At 73.2% G+C, this 18,570-nt stretch carries 17 protein-coding genes; 10 read left to right on the top strand and 7 right to left on the bottom strand.

Going from position 1 to position 18,570, the window contains the following annotated elements; all coding sequences use genetic code 11:
- Window positions 1–5 precede the first annotated feature (5 nt).
- Entirely contained in the window at window positions 6–539 is a 534-nt protein-coding gene (locus tag Sru02f_RS17980; protein ID WP_109031031.1) for a TetR/AcrR family transcriptional regulator, read from the top strand.
- 241 nt (window positions 540–780) lie between these two features.
- Here Sru02f_RS17980 and Sru02f_RS17975 read toward each other — a convergent pair whose 3' ends face one another.
- Window positions 781–1,728 carry an aldo/keto reductase gene (locus tag Sru02f_RS17975; RefSeq protein WP_109031030.1) on the bottom strand — a complete coding sequence of 316 codons (948 nt, stop codon included), beginning with the start codon at window positions 1,726–1,728 and terminating at the stop codon, window positions 781–783.
- Window positions 1,729–1,812: 84 nt separating this feature from the next.
- On the opposite strand from Sru02f_RS17975, the gene Sru02f_RS17970 reads away from it, so the two are divergent.
- On the top strand, window positions 1,813–2,436 hold the full coding sequence (locus tag Sru02f_RS17970) for a TetR/AcrR family transcriptional regulator (protein WP_373103477.1): 624 nt from the start codon (window positions 1,813–1,815) through the stop codon (window positions 2,434–2,436).
- Between the two features lie 21 nt (window positions 2,437–2,457).
- Here the strand turns inward: Sru02f_RS17970 and Sru02f_RS17965 are convergent, their stop codons facing one another.
- Window positions 2,458–3,786 (bottom strand): SGNH/GDSL hydrolase family protein, encoded by a 1,329-nt coding sequence (locus tag Sru02f_RS17965; protein WP_109031028.1) that lies wholly within the window; start codon window positions 3,784–3,786, stop codon window positions 2,458–2,460.
- A 285-nt stretch (window positions 3,787–4,071) separates the two neighbouring features.
- On the opposite strand from Sru02f_RS17965, the gene Sru02f_RS17960 reads away from it, so the two are divergent.
- From Sru02f_RS17960 to rpmF, 5 genes are all read left to right on the top strand, one after another.
- Window positions 4,072–7,809, top strand: coding sequence for a S8 family serine peptidase (locus tag Sru02f_RS17960; protein ID WP_109031027.1), 3,738 nt, complete (start codon window positions 4,072–4,074; stop codon window positions 7,807–7,809).
- A 117-nt stretch (window positions 7,810–7,926) separates the two neighbouring features.
- A complete protein-coding gene (locus Sru02f_RS17955) occupies window positions 7,927–8,931 on the top strand; it encodes a helix-turn-helix domain-containing protein (protein WP_109031026.1) in 1,005 nt (334 codons plus the stop codon).
- Between the two features lie 167 nt (window positions 8,932–9,098).
- A complete protein-coding gene (gene malX / locus Sru02f_RS17950; protein ID WP_109031025.1) occupies window positions 9,099–10,748 on the top strand; it encodes a maltose/glucose-specific PTS transporter subunit IIBC in 1,650 nt (549 codons plus the stop codon).
- Complete coding sequence (locus Sru02f_RS17945; RefSeq protein ID WP_109031024.1) at window positions 10,745–11,956, top strand: MalY/PatB family protein; 1,212 nt, start codon at window positions 10,745–10,747, stop codon at window positions 11,954–11,956. Before malX ends, Sru02f_RS17945 begins: the two co-directional genes overlap by 4 nt.
- A gap of 86 nt (window positions 11,957–12,042) precedes the next feature.
- Window positions 12,043–12,213 (top strand): 50S ribosomal protein L32, encoded by a 171-nt coding sequence (gene rpmF / locus Sru02f_RS17940; RefSeq protein WP_109031023.1) that lies wholly within the window; start codon window positions 12,043–12,045, stop codon window positions 12,211–12,213.
- A 7-nt stretch (window positions 12,214–12,220) separates the two neighbouring features.
- Here the strand turns inward: rpmF and Sru02f_RS17935 are convergent, their stop codons facing one another.
- The 4 genes from Sru02f_RS17935 to Sru02f_RS17920 are packed head-to-tail and all read right to left on the bottom strand — an operon-like array spanning window position 12,221 to window position 15,634.
- The gene (locus Sru02f_RS17935; protein WP_109031022.1) at window positions 12,221–13,246 is read right to left on the bottom strand and encodes a DUF2891 domain-containing protein; all 1,026 of its coding nucleotides are present in this window, start codon (window positions 13,244–13,246) and stop codon (window positions 12,221–12,223) included.
- A complete protein-coding gene (pcp, locus tag Sru02f_RS17930) occupies window positions 13,246–13,896 on the bottom strand; it encodes a pyroglutamyl-peptidase I (protein WP_109031021.1) in 651 nt (216 codons plus the stop codon). Before pcp ends, Sru02f_RS17935 begins: the two co-directional genes overlap by 1 nt.
- Before the next feature lie 47 nt (window positions 13,897–13,943).
- The gene (locus tag Sru02f_RS17925) at window positions 13,944–14,918 is read right to left on the bottom strand and encodes a DUF979 domain-containing protein (RefSeq protein ID WP_109031020.1); all 975 of its coding nucleotides are present in this window, start codon (window positions 14,916–14,918) and stop codon (window positions 13,944–13,946) included.
- Window positions 14,915–15,634: a DUF969 domain-containing protein gene (locus Sru02f_RS17920; protein WP_052841386.1), complete on the bottom strand. Its 720-nt coding sequence runs from the start codon at window positions 15,632–15,634 to the stop codon at window positions 14,915–14,917. Before Sru02f_RS17920 ends, Sru02f_RS17925 begins: the two co-directional genes overlap by 4 nt.
- Window positions 15,635–15,853: 219 nt before the next feature.
- Here Sru02f_RS17920 and Sru02f_RS17915 point away from each other — a divergent pair, with 219 nt between their 5' ends.
- From Sru02f_RS17915 to Sru02f_RS17905, 3 genes are read left to right on the top strand one after another with little or no spacing between them, the layout of a single operon-like run.
- Complete coding sequence (locus tag Sru02f_RS17915; protein WP_109031019.1) at window positions 15,854–16,606, top strand: LamB/YcsF family protein; 753 nt, start codon at window positions 15,854–15,856, stop codon at window positions 16,604–16,606.
- Complete coding sequence (locus Sru02f_RS17910) at window positions 16,603–17,328, top strand: 5-oxoprolinase subunit B family protein (protein WP_109031018.1); 726 nt, start codon at window positions 16,603–16,605, stop codon at window positions 17,326–17,328. Before Sru02f_RS17915 ends, Sru02f_RS17910 begins: the two co-directional genes overlap by 4 nt.
- The gene (locus tag Sru02f_RS17905) at window positions 17,325–18,182 is read left to right on the top strand and encodes a 5-oxoprolinase subunit C family protein (RefSeq protein ID WP_373103475.1); all 858 of its coding nucleotides are present in this window, start codon (window positions 17,325–17,327) and stop codon (window positions 18,180–18,182) included. Before Sru02f_RS17910 ends, Sru02f_RS17905 begins: the two co-directional genes overlap by 4 nt.
- Here Sru02f_RS17905 and Sru02f_RS17900 read toward each other — a convergent pair.
- Complete coding sequence (locus Sru02f_RS17900; protein ID WP_109031016.1) at window positions 18,169–18,570, bottom strand: ribosomal maturation YjgA family protein; 402 nt, start codon at window positions 18,568–18,570, stop codon at window positions 18,169–18,171. The two genes, Sru02f_RS17905 and Sru02f_RS17900, sit on opposite strands and share 14 nt — an antisense overlap.

Raw genomic sequence — 18,570 nt, 5'->3', positions numbered from 1 at the left:
CGGCCGTGGTCGCGGCCGGTGCCGCGCTGGCCGACGAAGTGGGCTTCGCCAACCTGACGATGGGCCTGCTGGCCGAGCGGGTCGGCGTACGCACCCCGTCCCTGTACAAGCACGTGGGCGGCCAGGACGACCTCACCCGGCGGATCGCGGTCCGCGCCCTGGACGAGGCCGCGGACGCCGTCGGCGGCGCGGTCCAGGGATATGCGGGGCGTGACGCCCTGGCGGCCGCCGCGCGCGCGTTCCGCGCCTTCGTCCTGGAGCACCCCGGCCGGTACGCCGCGACGATCGGCCAGGAACCCTCGGGGCCGGACGATCCGCTGGCCGCCGCCGGGCAGCGGCTGCTCGGCGCGTTCACCGCGGTCCTGCGCGGCTACGACATCGAGGACCGCGACGTGAACCACGCACTGCGCCTGCTGCGCAGCCTCTTCCACGGCTTCGCCACGCTGCAGGCCTCGGACGGCTTCCAGTGGAGCACCGACGTCGACGACAGCTTCGAGTGGCTCATCGCCTTCGCCGACCGGGGCCTGCGCACCCTGTGACAACACCGGCGCCGCGCTAGGGCCTGTCTGACAATTCGCGTCGTCGCCCGAAGGGCGGCCGCGCGGCGTCAGGTGCGTGCTCTCGGTGCGCCGGCCCCAGACCCGCGTACTGGCCGTACTCGGGTCTGGGGCCGGTGCGGCGAGAGTGCGTGCATGGCGTCGCCCGGCAGACGGGAATTGTCAGACGGGCCCTAGCGCCCGCCGGGCACTCCGGCCGGGGCGGTGGCACCCCGGGCCGGTGTCAGCCGAGCGGCACGTCCGCGGAGCGGCTGCGCACGGCGTCGAGCGCGGCGAGGGACGACGCGTCCAGGGCGATCTCGCCCACGGCGAGGTTCGCGTCCAGATGACCGGCGTCGGCGGTGCCGGGGATGAGCAGCACGTTCGGGGCGTGGTGGAGCAGCCAGGCGAGACCCACCTGGGCCGGCGTCACGCCGAGCCTGTCGGCCACGGTGTGCACCGCGGGCTCGTCGGCGACCTTGGGCATGGCGGGGAACGCGCCGCCGAGCGGGAAGTACGGCACCCAGGCGACGCCCTCGGCGGAGCACAGCGCGAGCATCTCCTCGTCGTCCCGGCTCACGACGCTGTAGGCGTTCTGCACGCAGACGATGCCCGCCGTCAGGGCCCGGCGCAGTCCGTCCGGCGTCACGCTGCTCAGACCGATCGCACCGATCTTGCCCTCGTCGCGCAGCGCCGTCATCACGGCGAGCTGGTCGTCGAGGTCGACCGCCTGGTCGCCCTCCGCGCGCAGGCCGGGGCCGGTGTCGAGGCGGCGCAGGTTCACGACCGGGATCCGGTCGGTGCCGAGGCTCCTGAGGTTGTCCTCGACGCTCGCCCGCAGCTCCTCCGGCCGCTGTGCGGGGCGCAGCGGGAGGGGGCCGCCGGGGTCGGGGTCGGCGCCTACCTTGCTCACCACCACGACGTCGTCCGCGGGGCGGAGCGCCTCACGGATGACCTCGTTGACGAATCCGTCGCCGTAGAACTGGGCGGTGTCGAGGTGGTCGACGCCGTGCTCCACCGCCCGGCGCACGAGGGCGACGGCGGCGGCCCGGTCGGCGTGCAGGCGTTCGAGCTGCATCGCGCCGTAGCCGATCCGGGAGACGGTGCGGCCGGCGAGCGATCCGGCCCCGCCGGGGCGGGGGGTGCCGCCGTGCGTGGCACGGGAATAGGAGGGGGTGCCGGTCGACGTCATGGGAAGTCCGTCCTCGTGCGATGATGACAGAAGCGGAGGACCCTCCGCTTCTACGACTGTAGCACTACCGGAGGATCCTCCGCTTTGAGTCCGGACCAGGAACCGAGCGCTGCCCCCGGCCGACCCGACCGGCTAGTCGGCGCCGAACGCCCGCTGCGCGCGCACGCGCGACGCAACCGCGAGAAGCTCGTGGCCGCCGCCCGGGCCGCGTTCACGGCCGCGGACGACACCGTCCCGCTGGACGGCATCGCCCGCGAGGCGGGGGTCGGCATCGGCACGCTCTACCGCCACTTCCCCACCCGCGAGGCGCTGGTCGAGGCCGTCTACGCGGCCGAACTGGACGACGTCACGGCCAGTGCCTCCGCGCTGCTGGACACGCTGCCGCCCGAGCGGGCGCTGCGCGCGTGGATGGAGCGCTACGCGGCGTTCGTCGCGACGAAGCGCTCCATGCTCAACACCCTCCACAGCGGCTGGGCCTCGGGACGCCTCGCCACGCCCGCCACCCGCGAGCGCATCACGGCCGCGATCGGCACCATGCTCGCGCGGGGCGCACGGGCGGGCTCGCTGCGCGGGGACGTGGCACCCGACGACGTCACCGCGATGCTGCTGGGCGTGTTCCTCTCGACGGCCGCCGACGACGAGCCGGAGCGCACCCAGCGGCTGCTCGATCTCGTCGTCGACGCCCTCAGGCCGCCGGGGAATCCATGACCCGCGCCGGCGGGTCACCGGTCACCGGCGGGCCGACGCCGCCAGCATCGGGAGGGAAACGATGTCGGCGAGGGCCTGCTGGCCGGCGATGTTCGCGTGGACGCCGTCGCCGGTGTCGTAGGGCGGGTTGATGCTGTTCGGCCGTACCGGGTCCTCGAGCACCTGGTCGAAGGGGAGGATCCCGTCGCAGGTGCCGCCGCAGCTGTTCCACTTCGAGACGAACGTGCCGACGGCGTGCCGGTCGCGGTTGTGCTGGTCGGTGTAGCCGGGACGAGGGGTGATGGGCGTGACGTACACCTTGATGCCCGCGGCGCGCAGTCGCTGGAAGACCTCGCGGTAACTCGCCTCGATTCGGGCGGCGTCGCAGCCGGCCGGGAGGTCGTTGGTCCCGTAGTAGTAGAGGACTCCCGTGACCCCGTGCAGGGACAGCACGTCGCGCTCCAGCCGGGCGGCGGCGTCCAGACCGCGGACGGGCTCACCGATGCCCGGGCAGGTGGCGGCGCTGGTGGTGCCGCCGATGCCCGCGTTGGCGACGGCGAACTGCCGGTTGGGAGGCAGTTCCGCGGTGATCCGCCGGGCGAGGTCGTCGGTCCACCTCAGATCGGCGCCCGGGCGGCTGCAGTCCGGTCCGCAGTTCGTCGACCCGGTTCCGTCGACGACCGAACTGCCGTAGGCGACCAGGCTCCCCCGCAGGCGCGGGTTGCGTACGTCGACCGCGCTGACCAGGAGCGTGGAGCCGGTCGTCCCGGTGAACGCGGTGCCGTCCGGGTCGGCGGTGTGGTCGCCCGAGCCGGGCGGGGTCAGGTAGTTGGTGCGGAAGGCGCTGTCGTGGCGCCCCGGAGCCACCGTGCCGGAGACGGAGAGCGACACCGCTATGTCGTCCTGGGCGGCGGTGCGCAGCCCGGTGCTGTCGCTCCACACCTCACCGCCGGGCGGGACGACGACCCGGCGCCGGCCGTCGAACGTCACGGGACGCGGGCGTCCCTCCGTCGCGGCGTCCTTGCCGTCGCTGTGGGCCACCGTCGCCGCGTCGACGGTGAGCGGTGCGTCGCCGAAGGTGTTCTGGACGCGTATCCGGACCGCGTCACCTCCCTGGCTCAGGTGGGTGATCATGCGCATCGACTGGTCGCGCAGCGGTGTGGGCGCGGCGTTCTGCTGTGAGGCGGCCCAGGACGTGAACCAGGCGTCGCCTCCCGGCCGTCCGTCCCGCTCGGTGCCGGCGGGAGCGGCGGCCGTGCTCGTGGACGCGGCCAGGACGGAGGACGCCAGGGTGAGGGCCAGGGCGGCCGCTACGCCTCTGGCCAGGGGCGCACGGACGGGGTCGGGTACTCGGGCGAGGAGACGGCGCATGGGTGCCTGCCTTTCCGACGTGACGGGGTGCAGGGCTGGATCCTCCCCGGCCGTTCCCCGGCTCACGCCACTCGCGGCCCGGCTGTGTCCCGCGCATCGCCCGGCACGCCAACCCCACGCCCCCGACACCGGGTTGCATCCGCCGTACACCCCGGCGGTGCCCCGGTGTCGCCCTTGCGACATGTCCCACCTGTGCCACCCGAATCGAATGACACCCCGTCTTCGGCGAGCTCATTCTGGCCAACGCACCACCTCGCATCGAACGCATGGGAAGGCAGCGCACTGATGAGACGGATCCGCCTGTTGGCCGCGATATCGGCCGGTCTGGCGCTGGCCGCCGGCGCCGTGGCCCCCGTACCCGCACTCGCGGGCACCCCGCGGCCGGACGCCGTCGCGCCTCCGACGGACCACGGCACCGCGACGGACCACGGCACCGCGACGGTCAAGCTGATCACCGGTGACAGTGTGACCGTCACCCGGGCCGCGGACGGACGCCAGGCGGCGTCCGTCACGCCGGGGCCCGGGAGACGGGGCGTCCTCTTCCGCACCCTCGAGCAGGACGGCCATGTGACGGTCCTCCCGTCCGACGCCGACGCCCTGGTCGCCGCCGGACGCCTGGACCGGGACCTGTTCGACGTGACGGCGCTCCTCACGCAGCGGTACGACACCGCGCACACCGACGCGCTGCCGCTCATCGTGGAGCGGGCCGAGGGCGTGGCCGCCTCCTCCGTGAACGCGTTGACCGACCTGGCGCGGGACGCGTCGGTCCGCGAACTCGACAGCATCGACGCGCGTGCCGTGCGGGTCGACGAGGCGGACCTCGGCCGGTTCTGGAAGCGGCTCGTCCCGGCAGACGGGCAGCGCGCGAAGGCCGCGGCCACCACTCCGCGCGTGTGGCTGGACGGCCGGGTGGCCGCGTCCCTGGACCGCAGTACGGCCCAGATCGGCGCTCCGGCCGTGTGGTCGGCCGGCTACCGGGGCGACGGCGTCAAGGTCGCCGTCCTGGACACCGGTGCCGACCAGAGCCATCCCGACCTCGCCGGCCGGGTCGCGGCGGCCAAGGACTTCTCCGGCAGCTCCGGCACCAACGACGTCTTCGGGCACGGCACCCACGTCGCCTCCATCGTCGGCGGCAGCGGCGCCGCCTCCGGCGGAAGCCGTCAAGGTGTCGCGCCCGCGGCGCGGTTGCTGGTCGGCAAGGTGCTCGGCGACGACGGCTTCGGCAGCGAGTCGCAGGTGATCGCGGGCATGGAGTGGGCGGCGGACCAGGGCGCCGACGTCGTCAACATGAGCCTCGGCTCCTCCGGGGCCACCGACGGCACCGATCCCATGAGCCAGGCGCTCAACGACCTCAGCCGGCGCACCGGCACGCTGTTCGTGGTCGCGGCCGGCAACGAGGGCGAGCAGGGCCCCCGCACGGTCGGTTCGCCCGGGGCCGCGGACGCCGCGCTCACCGTCGGGGCCGTCGACCGGGACGATTCCCTCGCCCCGTTCTCCAGCCGCGGCCCGCGCCTCGGCGACGACGCGGTGAAGCCGGACGTCACGGCCCCCGGTGTGGGCATCGTGGCGGCACGCGCGACCGGGTCGGCGATGGGCGACCCGGTCGACGAGCACTACACCGGCGCCTCGGGCACCTCGATGGCCACCCCCCATGTGGCGGGCGCGGCCGCGCTCCTGGCCCAGCGCCATCCGGACTGGACCGGCGCGCAGTTGAAGGACGCGCTGGTCAGCACGGCGGTCACGGTGGACGGCCAGAAGGTCACCGAACAGGGCGGCGGGCGGATCGACGTGCGCACCGCGGGACTGGGCGCGGTGACCGCCACCGGCACCCTCGTCATGGGGCCGTTCACCTCTCGGGACACCGAGCCCGTGACGTCGAGGGTCAGGTACACCAACTCCTCCGACGAGGACGTCACGCTCTCGCTCGCCGTCGAGCTGGCCACGGAAGGGGGCAAGGCGCCCGCCGAGGGATCGGCGCGGCTCGGCTCCGACTCGGTACGCGTGCCCGCCGGCAGCTCGGCCGAGGTGCCGCTGACCGTCGATCCCGCCCGCGCCGGACAGGGCAAGTTCTACGGCTACGTCACCGCGACGACCGCCGACGGTTCGGTGGCCGCGCACACCACGCTGAGCCTGGTGGTGCACGGGCCGACGCACCGGATCACCGTGAAGACGATCGACAAGGACGGCGAGCAGGTCGCCGACCTCCCCACCATCTGGGGCGCGGAGGGCTTCGTCGGCTACAGCGACCCGGCGGCCGCCGTCGCCGAGGTCGAGGAGGGCGTGTACCAGCTCAACACCAGCTGGACCACGTCGGCCGAGGACGGCGAGGAGCTGCGCCACGTGGTCCTGCCCGAGGTCAGGGTCACCAAGGACATGACCGTCACCCTGGACGCCCGGAAGACGGTTCCGGTGGAGATCCGCACGCCCCGGCCCGCGGAGCAGCGCGGGATCATGAGCTACCAGACCTACCGTGAGATCGGGGGCCGCAGCCTGACGCAGGGCACGATGTACTTCGACATCGCCAAGCGGCTCTACATCAGTCCGACGGCCGAGGTCACCGAGGGCACCTTCGAGTTCGCCTCCCGCTGGCAGCTCGTCGCCCCGCTCGTCGAGGCGAAGGTGTCCCGCACGCGGTTCGACCTGGGCGCCTACTACATGCCCGCGTCGCCGCTCTTCCCCGAGCACGGCGCGACCCTGACCGCGGTCGACGCCGGTGACGCGGCGGACGCCGACTTCGGCCGCGCCCGCGGCAAGGTCGCGGTGGTGGACAACCCGACGGGAGCCGGCGAGCGGACCCTGGTCGAACGGGCGGCCGCGGCCGGGGTCCGTGCGGTGATCCTCGTCCACTTCAACGACACCGGCTGGACCCGCTGGCGGCCGACGGGCGACCGCAACGCCCTGCCCACGCTGCGGATCGGCAAGGACACGGGCGCCGAACTGCTCGCGCGCATCGCCCGCGGCTCGACCTCGGTGCGGTTCACCGGCACCGCGCGCAGCCCGTACCTGTACGACGTCATGCAGGTGTCCGAGCAGCAGGTGCCCCGCAAGGTCGTGCACTCGGTGTCCGCCCGCAACAGCGCGGTGGTCCGCACCACCTACGCCGACAACGGTGTCACGGGATGGGCGAGCGAGCAGCGCTTCGGCTGGCGGCCGTACCAGAACACCGCCTGGCTGCAGTACACCCGGTTCGTGCCGCTCGGCTTCGAGCGCACCGAGTACGTGAGCGCGGGCGACACCGCCTGGCAGCACCGGGTGCACCACACCACGACCTTCGACGTGGACCAGCCGCTGATCGCCGGGATGCGGGACGATCCGCGCACCTACCGGGCCGGCGGACAGCCCCGGGAGACCTGGCAGGGCGCGGTCGTCCGCCCGTCGATCCCGGCCGGCACCACGGCGCCGACCGTGCGGGACGGCAACGTACTGCGGCTGAGGGTCCCGGAGTTCACCGACTCGCAGGCCGGGCACTGGTCGCCCACCACCGGCGGGGACACCGCGAGCGCCGTGCTGTACCGGGACGGCGAGCGGGTCGACGGGGTCGGCAGCGCCTGGCAGAACGTGACCGTTCCGGCCGAACGGGCGCGCTACCGGCTGGACATGGAGACCTCCCGCGACTCCGAGGCCTGGACACGGGGCGTGGCCACCAGTACGTCCTGGTCCTTCGAATCGGGTCGCACGGACGCCGCCACCCCGCTGTCGCTGCTCCAACTGGACTACGACGTACCGGTCGACGTGCGCAATTCCGTCCGCGGCACCCGTTCGCACCATGTCGACGTGCGAGTGCGCGCCCAGGAAGGGCTGCCCGTTCCGCGGGGTGTGAGCGTCCGGGTCGAGGCGTCCTACGACGACGGGCGCACCTGGTCGGCGGCGCGCACCCACGCGCACGGCCGCAACGCCTTCCGGGCCTCGCTCACGCCGCCCGCCCACGGGGAGTCGTGGGTCACGCTCCGCGTCACGGCGCGCGACGCGGCGGGCGACTCGGTTCGGCAGACGGTGCAACGCGCCTACGCGGTACGCCGGTAGCGGCCCGTCCGGCACGAAGGGTGTGCGGCGGCTGACGCCGTACACCCCCGCCGCGCCCTCCCCACCTGTGCAGTACGGTGTTCAACCGTCACGGCCCAGGATCCGGGGAGGGCGTTCGTGGTGCTGGAGATCGCTGGGCTGTCGCCCGACGAGGAGTCGGTGTACGCGCTGCTCGTGGCCTTCGGCCGGGCCGGCGCCGCCGACCTGGCGGAGCGTGACGGCATGCCGGTCGAGCGGATGGACCGCGTCCTGGAGTCGCTCACCGCGAAGGGACTCGCCAGCCCCACCGACGGCGTCCCCCGCCTCTACCAGGCGGCGCCGCCCGATGTCGCCCTGCTGCCCCGGCTCAAGCGCAGTGCCGAGGCGCTGGACCTCGCCCAGCACGAGGCGGCCCGGCTGATCGAGTCCTACCGGGACACCATGCGCAGGCGGGACGCGGGCCAGCTCCTGGAGGTCATCACCGGCGCCGAGGCGCTGCGCCAGCACCTGCGGCAGATCCAGACCAGTGTGCGCGAGGAGATGCTCTGGTTCTGCAAGGCGCAGTACGTGGCCATGCCCTCGGGCAGCAACACCGAGGAGTTCGAGGCGCTGGCCCGCGGCGTGCGCTACCGGGTGCTGTACGAGAAGGCGTTCTTCGACGACGAGGGCGCGGTCGACAACGTCGTGGCCGGTGTGCGGGCCGGTGAGGTCGCCCGTGCCGTGCCGCAGCTGCCGCTGCGCCTGGCGATCGCGGACCGCGCGGTGGCCGTCTTCCCGCTCGTCGCCGGGGGGCCGCACGGGAGTCCGGAGGAACCCACGACGGCGCTGGTCAGGGACAGCAATCTGCTGGCGGCCCTGATCGCGCTGTTCGAGCGGTACTGGGAGGACGCCGTACCGCTGGACGTCGACGACTCGGGCGAACTCTCCGGGACCGACGGACCCGCGGCGCCCGACGCGCTGGCCCCCACCGACCGCAGGCTGCTGTCGCTGCTGGTGGCGGGAGTGGCCGACAAGGCGATCGCCTCCCAGATGCAGCTCAGCCGCCGCACGGTCCAGCGCCGCATTCAGGGCATGATGGAACGCGCCAACGCCGCCACCCGCATGCAGCTCGCCTGGCAGGCGGCGCGGCGGGGGTGGTTGTGACGGGCGGAGGCACGGGCGACGGGACACCGTGGACAGTCACCGACCCGCTGTGATGTGATCCCTGCGGCGGCGTCTTCCCCCCAGCCGCCCGTTCCGCCCGCCGGCCCGCGCCGCGTCGTCACGACGAGCGGACGGGTCCGTCCCCCAGGCCCGAAAGTTCCGTACACATGCAGAAGACCAAGGCCGCGCTCTGGGAATTCCTCCAGGGGCTCGGCAAGACGTTCATGCTCCCGGTGGCCCTGCTCGCGTTCTGCGGCATCATGCTGGGCATCGGCTCCTCGCTGTCGAGTGACGCGGTCACTGACAACGTTGCCTTCCTGAAGGGCGAGGGCTTCCACCTCGTCTTCACCTGGATGGCCAACACGGGCCTGGTCGCCTTCACCTTCCTGCCCGTCCTCTTCGCCATGGCGATCCCGCTCGGCCTCGCCCGCGAGGACAAGGGCGTGGCCGCGTTCTCCGGTTTCGTCGGCTTCGTCGCCATGAACCTCGCGGTGAACTTCTACCTCACCGCCAAGGGCGTCGACTTCGAGGACGAGAAGGCGATCGAGCACTACGGCATAGCCGACGTGCTGGGCGTGCAGTCCATCGACACGGGACTGCTCGGCGCCGTGGCCGTTGGCATCGTTGTCAGCCTGCTCCACCGGCGCTTTCGCACCCAGCGGATGCCCGACGCGCTGGCCTTCTTCGGCGGGCTGCGCTTCGTCCCGATCGTCTCCGCCCTGGTCCTGAGCGTGCTCGGTCTGCTCATCCCGCTGGTGTGGCCGACCTTCAACGGCTGGATCAGCGCGGTCGGCCGCGGCATCGGGCACACGGGCGTCTTCGGACCGTTCTTCTTCGGCATGGGCGAGGTGCTGCTGCGCCCGATCGGCCTGCACCACATCCTCGTCGCCATGTTCCGCTTCACGGACGTCGGCGGCTCGGGAACCGTCTGCGGCGACCACGTCTCCGGCGCACTGAACCTGTTCTACGCCCAGCTGGACTGCTCGGCGGCACCGGGCTCCGCCGTCACCGACGCCACGCACTTCCTCTCCCAGGGCAAGATGGCGGCCTACCTGGGCGGCCTGCCGGGCGCCGCGCTCGCGATGTACCACTGCGCGAAGCGCCGTATGCGGCCGGAGATCAAGGCCCTGCTCGTGTCCGGTGTGGTGGCCTGCGTGGTCGGCGGCATCACGGAGCCGCTGGAGTTCCTGTTCCTGTTCGTCGCCCCGTGGCTGTACCTCATCCACGCGGTCCTGGTGGGACTGGGCTTCCTCACGGCGGCCGTGCTCGGCGTGTTCATCGGCAACACGGACGGCAACGTCATCGACTGGCTCGTCTTCGGTGTACTCCAGGGCTCGACGACCAAGTGGTATCTGGTGCCGGTGATCGCGGCGGTGTGGTTCGCCGCGTACTACTTCCTGTTCCGCTGGGCCATCACCCGCTTCGACCTCAGGACGCCCGGCCGGGAGGACCCGCCGGCGGACGAGAAGCGGGACGAGCAGGACGAGCACGACGGAGCACACGGCGCGGAACACGAGGACGAGCAGGTCGGAGCGGCTCCCGAGCCGGTGCGCGAGCTGGTCGCCGGGAAGTACGACGCGGCCGCCATGCTCGACGCGATCGGCGGCGCCGGCAACATCCGGTCCCTGGACAACTGCATCACCCGCCTGCGCATGACGGTGGCGGACGCCGAAGTGGTGGACGAGGCACGGCTGAAGAAGCTGGGCGCCGTGGGCGTCATCAAGCTCGACGGGCACAACGTCCAGGTCATCATCGGTCCGCAGGTGCAGTCCGTGAAGGACGCCATCGCGACGATGGTCCCGGCGGGCCGACCGTGACCGCGCACTCGTCTCCCGCCGCACCGGGGCCCGCGTCCGGGTCCGCGCCCTACGACTTCGACACACCGGTGGACCGGCACGGCACCTGGTGCACGCAGTGGGACTACGTACAGGACCGGTTCGGTGTGCCGGACCTGCTGCCGTTCACGATCTCCGACATGGACTTCGAGACCGCCCCCGAGGTGCTGGCGGCGCTGCGCGGCCGTCTGGACCACGGGGTGCTCGGCTACTCCCGCTGGCGCCAGGACGACTTCCTGTCCGCGATCGTCCACTGGTACGCGGCACGGCACGGCACGGCCGTGGACCCCGGGTCGATCGTCTACGCGCCCTCCGTGGTCTACCAGGTCTCACGGTTGCTGCACCTGTGGTCGCGGCCCGGTGACGGGGTGGTCGCGCACACCCCGATGTACGACGCGTTCCCCAGGACGGTCGCGGCGAGCGGTCGGCGGCTCCTGGAGTGTCCCCTGGACGACTGGGCGGAGCTGGAACGGCTGCTGGCGCTCCCCGACACGGCCGTGCTGCTGCTGTGTTCGCCGCACAACCCGACGGGCAGGGTGTGGTCGGCCGCGGAGCTGGACCGGATGGCCCGGCTGTGCGCACGACACGGCGTGGCGGTCGTCAGCGACGAGATCCACTCCGACCTGGCCCACGCTCCGCACCTCCACCGCCCCTGGGTCCGGCACGACGGCGACGGCCGCTGGGCCGTGGTCACCTCGGCGTCCAAGTCCTTCAACATTCCCGCGCTGACCGGAAGTTACGGCATCATCGGCGACCCGGCCTCGCGCGACGCCTACCTGCGGCAGCTCAAGGACGCGGACGGGCTCTCCTCCCCCGCGGTGCTGTCGCTGGTCGGCCACATCGCCGCATACCGCGAGGGGGCGCCCTGGCTGGACGCGTTGCGGACGTATCTCGCGGGCAACCTCGCGATGGTCGCCGACCGCCTCCGGGAGGCGTTCCCGGGGCTCGACTGGCGGCCGCCGCAGGCGGGTTACCTGGCGTGGATCGACCTGCGCCCGCTGGGCGTCGACGACGAGGAGCTGCAACGCGAACTGGTGGAGGTCGAGAAGGTGGCGGTGATGCCCGGGGCCGCCTACGGCTCCCCGGGACGGGTACGGCTCAACGTCGGGTGTCCGCGGTCGAAGGCGGAGGCGGGCGTCGAGGCGTTGGTGCGGGCGCTGGGACGGCTCACCGGCGCACAGCGGCGATGAGCACGGGTGCTCCGGGAACAGACACATTCAACATGAACATCGTTTTCATGTAGGGTCGGGGTTCCACGCCCGAAAGGAGCCTCACCATGGCCGTTCCCAAGCGCAGGATGTCCCGCAGCAACACCCGCCACCGCCGGGCCCGGTGGAAGGCGAGTACGCCGGATCTGGTGCCCGTGACGGTGGACGGGGTGACGCTGCGGGTTCCGCGGCACCTGGTGCCCGCGTACCGACGCGGCCTGCTGCGCCCGGAGGACTGACCCGACGTCAGTGTCGCGCAGCCGGCGGAGCCACCGGGTCGAGGGCCAGTGCGGCGAAGGTGGCCAGCCAGTGGTCGGTGGTGAAGTCACCGCGTTCCACCGCCGGCAGGCCGGCCGTGAGATGCGCCCCGGCCGCCTCGTCCAGGCGGGCGCGGACCGGGCCGCCGGGCAGGGCGTCGGCCAGGGCACGCAGCGCGGCGGCCCTGCTGAGTGTCAGACCGAGCAGATGGCCGATCTGCGGGTCGGCGTGGTCGGAGACGACCGGCACCTCCAGCAGTGCGCAGCGGGCGCCGGTCCCGAGCCCGGGCAGGAAGCGGTCGAGCCATCGCGCGAGCCGGTCCGGCGCGAGGACCCTGCGCATCGCGTCGGCCTCGGTGAGCGCCGGGGACAGGAAGTCCTGCCCGGACGGTTCCCAGTGCGCGGGCGCGTCGTGGTCGTCGGCGAACCAGCTCAGCAGGCGTTCCCGTACGGCCCGTTCGGTCCCGGCCGACAGTTCGCCCGAGTCGAGGGCGAGGCCCAGTGCGAAGGCGCTGTTGGGGTGGTTGCCGTGGCGTACGGGATAGGTGGCCTTGGGCAGCCAGTCGGCCAGCAGAGCGTCGACGGCGGCCACGGCCGGTTCCAGGGCTCCGGCCCACCGTTGCCCCTCCGGGCCCCCGTGCGCCCGGCACTCGGCGGCGAGCGCGAGCAGCCACGCCCAGCCGTACGGGCGCTCGAAGGACGGGCGCTCGCGCAGGTAGGCGGCCTCGGTGGCGAGGTTGCCGGGGGTGAGGTGCCGGTCGAGCACGGCGACGGCAGGCGCGGTGTCGGGCAGCGCGGGGGTGCCGCCGTGGCGGCGCAGCAGGCGGACGAGCAGCCAGTGCATGTGCACCGAGGAGTGCCAGTCGTAGGCACCGTAGAAGGCGGGGTGCAGCGAGCGGGGTTCGAGCCGCTGGTCGGCGGAAGTGATCAGATGGGCGGGGAAGTTGGGGTACTCGCGGGTGATGTTCGCCAGGGCGAGCTGGGCGAAGGGGGCCGCGTGGGTGCTGAGCGGCATCAGTGGGTGGCTCCTTCGGTGACCTTCAGGTCCTGCTCGGCGGGGGTGCGGGCGGCGGCGGCCAGCAGGGCGCGCAGGCCGTGGGCGACGGTGGCGGGCGGGAGGGCGGGCGCGGTGCCGTCGGGTACCTGTTCCGGTGCCCAGGGCACGTGCGCGAAGCCGCCCCGTATGTGGGGGAACTCGGTGGCGATGAGGTGGCCGAGGCCGTAGGCCACGTGATTGCAGACGAAGGTGCCGGCCGTGTTGGAGACGGCGGCCGGGACCCCCGCCTCGCGCATCGCGGCGACGCACGCCTTGACGGGGAGGGTGGAGAAGTACGCGGCGGGGCCGTCCGGGACCACGGGTTCGTCGATGGGCTGCCCGCCGGCGTTGTCGGGGATGCGCGCGTCGTCGACGTTGATGCCTACGCGCTCGACGGTGACCCCCGGGCGTCCGCCCGCCTGCCCCAGGCAGAGCACCAGGTCGGGGTTGTCCGCCCGGATGGCGTCGCGCAGGGCGTCGAGGGACTCGCCGAAGACACAGGGCAGTTCGGCGGCGGTGACCGCGAGCCCGGCGGGCGGTTCGGCGGCCACCAGGGAGGCCGCCTGCCAGGAGGGGTTCACCCGCTCCCCGCCGAAGGGGGCGAAGCCGGTGATGAGGACACGGGTCATGGGCGTTCCTTGCCGTGCGGGTCGGATGGCGGGCGCGGGGGCGGGAGTCAGAAGGCGAAGAGCGCCATGATCACCGTGCAGCAGCCGAGCAGTGCGATGCCCGTCGGGAGCTGTGCCTTGATCGGCCCGTACTGGTCCTTCAGTTCGAGCAGGGTGGCCGGGACGATGTTGAAGTTGGCGGCCATCGGGGTGCACAGGGTGCCGGCGAAGCCGGCCAGCATGCCGATCGCGAGGACGGCGGGCTCGTTGCCGTGCATCTGCTGGATGAGTACGGGCCAGCCGATCGCCGCCGTCATCACCGGGAAGGCGGCGAAGGCGTTGCCCATGATGACGGTGAACAGGAACATGCCGACGCAGTAGGCGAGTACGGCGAAGTACTTCGAGTCGTCGGGAAGGACCTTGTTCATGATGTCGCCGACCTGGTCGCCGACCCCGGCGGCGGCGAAGATCGAGCCGAGCACGGCGAGGAGCTGGGGCAGCAACAGGGCGGAGCCCATCGCCTCCAGCATGGAGCGGCCGGAGTGGATCGGGACGGAGAGCTTCTTCTCGCCGGTGACGAGCATGCCGACGACGAGCGCGGCGACACAGCCGAGGCCGAGCCCGAGCAGGGTGGCCTTGCCGGTCTCGAAGAGCCCGGACTCGTCGAGCACGGAGGCGCAGACGATGGCGACCAGCGGGATGGTCAGCGCGGGGACGAAGATCTTGTTGCCGAGCCGGGCGGCGGCGGCCTCGCGCTGCTCGCCGGTGGTGGTGACCGGGACGCCCTTGCCGAGGAAGTTGAAGCCGGCCAGCACGATCAGGGCGAGGACGGCGACACCGAGCGGTTCGGCGGGCAGGGTCCAGCCGCCGTTGCCCGCGGTGGCGTTGGCGACGCCGGTGCCGTAGGGGAAGGTGAGTCCGAGCAGGCCCCAGAAGGCGGCGGACGTCCACCGCTTGGGGTTGCTGCGGTCGGTGGCCATCTGCACGGCCATGACGACGAAGACGAGGCCTATCAGCCAGTACAGCCATTCGACCTTGATCACTTGTCGGCCCCCTCGGGAAGCGGCAGGTCGTGTTCGGCGGCGGCCTGCGCCATCTCGCGTTCGAGCTGCTTGTCCATGAGCAGCAGCCGGGCGCCGTGGATGAGGAAGGCGCAGACGGCCAGCGGGATCGCCCACAGGGCGAGCTGGGTCGGCTCGATGTCCTGGTGGTACGTGGAGTTCACGAAGCCGGTGATCAGCAGGATGGAGCCGATCGCGATGAAGCAGTCCTCGCCGAAGAAGACGCCCACGGTGTCGGCCGAGGCCGAGTAGGAGCGCACCTTCTCGCGCAGCTTGTCGGGCAGCTTGGCCCCGGTGGAGCGTTCGGCGGCGGCCTCGGCCATCGGTGCCACCAGGGGCCGCACGGTCTGTGCCGGGCCGCCGATGCTGTTGAGGCCGAAGGCCGCGGTGACCTGCCGGACCAGCAGGTAGACGGTGAGGAACCGGCCGGCGCTGAGCTTGCCCAGCCGGCCGATGAGGTTGCGGGCCTGCTCGCGCAGGCCGTAGCGCTCGAGCAGCCCGATCACCGGGAGCACGATGGCGTAGACGGTGACCGAGCGGCTGTCGGCGAAGGACCGGCCGAAGGCCGCGAGGACCTCCAGCGGGTTCATCTTGCCGAGCAGTCCGGTGACGATACCGGCGACGCCCACCACGAGGACGGGGTTGCGGCGCGTGACGAATCCGAGGATCACCACGACCACACCGAGGAGAACGATCATTCGGTGGCCTTCTTCAGGCATGAGGGGGCAGGGCACGGATCCGGAGCTTCGGAACGTGACTCATGTGGTCCCGGGGACCATAGCTCCAGATGTGTGGCAGATGCACGGACACTAGCGATCGTTGAACGATCTAACAAGAGGTGAATCCTCACCGGGTCCGCGGGGAGTCGAGCGGGGCTTCTCTTGTCGGATCGTTCAACGATCGTCTACTTTCAAGGTGTGATCGACCTCAACGCAGATCTCGGTGAAGGCTTCGGCCGCTGGACCCTCACCGACGACGACGCCCTGCTCTCCGTCGTCACCAGCGCCAACGTCGCGTGCGGCTTCCACGCGGGCGACCCCTCGGTGATGCGCCGCGTCTGCGACCTCGCCGCGGAGCGCGGGGTGCGGATCGGGGCGCAGGTGTCCTACCGCGACCTGGCGGGCTTCGGCCGGCGCGCCATGGACGTGCCCGCCGACGAGCTGGCGGCCGAGGTGGCGTACCAGATCGGCGCCCTCCGGGTGTTCGCCGAGGCCGCCGGCGCCCCGGTCGCCTACGTGAAGCCGCACGGCGCGCTCTACAACCGCACCGTCCACGACGAGGGCCAGGCCCGTGCCGTGGTGGCCGGGGTGCGGCTGGCCGGCGGCGCGCTGCCCGTGCTCGGCCTCCCGGGCTCGCGGCTGCTCACGGCCGCCGCGGAGGCGGGCCTCACCGGCGTCCCGGAGGCCTTCGCGGACCGTGCGTACACCGCGGCGGGCAGCTTGGTCCCCCGCAGCGAGGCGGGCTCGGTGGTGACGGACGAGGACGCGGTGGTGCGCCGCGCGCTGGCGTTCGCCGTGGAGGGCTCCGTCGAGGCCGTGGACGGTACGGCCGTCGCGGTCGCCGCCCGCTCCCTGTGCGTGCACGGCGACACCCCGAACGCCGCCCGGATCGCGGCCCGGGTGCGCGAGGCGCTGGAGACGGCCGGGGTGGGGATCGGGGCGTTCGCATGACGGACGGACGGCCCCTCACGGCGCGCCCGGCGGGCCGCCACGCCCTCCTGGTGGAGTTGCGCGACGCCGAGCACACCGCGGCCTTCCACGCGGAGGTGCTGCGCCGTCGCGCCGCCGGGACCCTGCCGCCGGTCACCGAGGTCGTGCCGGGGGCGCGGACCGTCCTGCTGGACGGCGTGCCGGACCCGGACGCGCTGGCCCGCCTGATCGCCGACTGGCAGGTGCCGCCGGTCGCGGACGACACGGGCGCCGTGGTGGAGATACCCGTGCGCTACGACGGGCCGGACCTGGCCGACGTGGCGGCGCTGTGGGGCGTCGGGCCGGACGAGGTCGGTGCCCTCCACCGCTCGTACACCTACCGGGTCGCGTTCTGCGGCTTCGCCCCCGGGTTCGGCTATCTCACCGGACTGCCCCCTCGGCTGCACGTCCCCCGCCGGTCCACGCCCAGGACCCGTGTCCCGGCCGGCGCGGTGGCCCTCGCCGGTCCCTACAGCGCGGTCTACCCCCGCGCCACGCCGGGCGGGTGGCAGCTGATCGGCACCATGCCCGACCCACGGCCGCTGTGGGACCCGGCCCGGGAGCGGGCGGCGCTCCTCACGCCGGGGACTCGTGTGCGATTTGTCACGGCGGACGGCGCCACGGCGGACGGCACCGGTCCGGGCCCCGGTTCCGGGACCGGCGACGATCCGGCGGCCGGCACGAGCCCGGAGGCCGGGGCATGACCACCAGACTCACGACGGTGCGCGCCGGGGCGCTCACGACGGTGCAGGACGCGGGCCGACCCGGCCACGCCCACCTGGGCGTGCCCCGCTCCGGTGCGCTGGACGCGCCCGCGATGCGGCTCGCCAACCGCCTCCTCGGCAACGACCCGGACACGGCCGTCCTGGAGACGACGCTCACCGGCTGCGCCCTGCGTCCCGACCGGGACGTCGCCGCCGTGGTCGGCGGGGCGCCCTGCGCGGTGACGGTCGACGGCAGGCCGGCCGCCTGGGGCGCCCCGGTGCGGGTGCCAGCTAGCTCGGTCCTGGACGTGGGGGCCGTGACCGGGGGCGTCCGCTCGTACGTGGCCGTCGCGGGCGGCATCGCCGCCGAGCCCGTCCTGGGCAGCCGTTCGACGGATCTGCTGTCCGGGCTTGGCCCGGCGCCCCTGCGGGACGGGGACGTCCTGGCGGTCGGCGCCCCCGCGCGGCCCGCGCCGCCGCCGGTCGCCGCTCCCTGGCCGGGACCGCCGGCCGAGCTGGTCCTGCCGGTACGCCCCGGCCCGCGCGCCGACTGGTTCACGCCGGCCGCGCTGCGCACGCTCACCTCGGCCGCCTACCGCGTCTCCCCGCACAGCAACCGCATCGGCCTGCGCACCGAGGGCCCGCCGCTCCAGCGCCTGTCGACGGGCGAACTGCCCAGCGAGGGCATGGTCCTGGGCGCCGTGCAGGTCCCGCCGGACGGCCGCCCGGTGATCTTCCTGCACGACCACCCGACGACGGGGGGCTACCCGGTCGTCGCGGTCGTCCCGGAATCGGCTCTGGCCGCGGCCGCCCAGGCCGTGGCCGGAACTCCGGTGCGCTTCACGCTCGTCTGACGGCCAGCAGGCCGGTCACCGCGCCCACCGCGTACCAGAACAGATCCGGTGCGTTGAAGGTGGAACCCAGCACCAGACGGGCCGCCGTACTCTCCCGGGCGAGGTGCGCCGGCACGTCGCTGAGCTGGAGGAACTCCACCCCCCAACTCACCGCCAGGGCCAGGGCGGCGGCCTTCGCCGGTGCCGTCCTCGGCGCCGCCACGAACACGAGGGCGAACAGCAGCAGGGTGTACAGCGCGTCTCCGCCGTACTTGGCCACCTCACCCGCCGCCACGGCCCTCAGCGCCAGTCCGGCGCCGACGATCGACGCCGCGGACGCCGCCGCCACCGACCGTGTCCGCCTCGGATCGTCCCGCACGGTGACGCGGGCCCGGGAAGAGGAAACCAT

It is taken from the genome of Streptomyces rubrogriseus (genome assembly GCF_027947575.1).
GTDB lineage: Bacteria > Actinomycetota > Actinomycetes > Streptomycetales > Streptomycetaceae > Streptomyces > Streptomyces rubrogriseus.
Note: the sequence above shows the minus strand (reverse complement) of the source record. Positions and strands in the feature narration are given on the sequence as shown.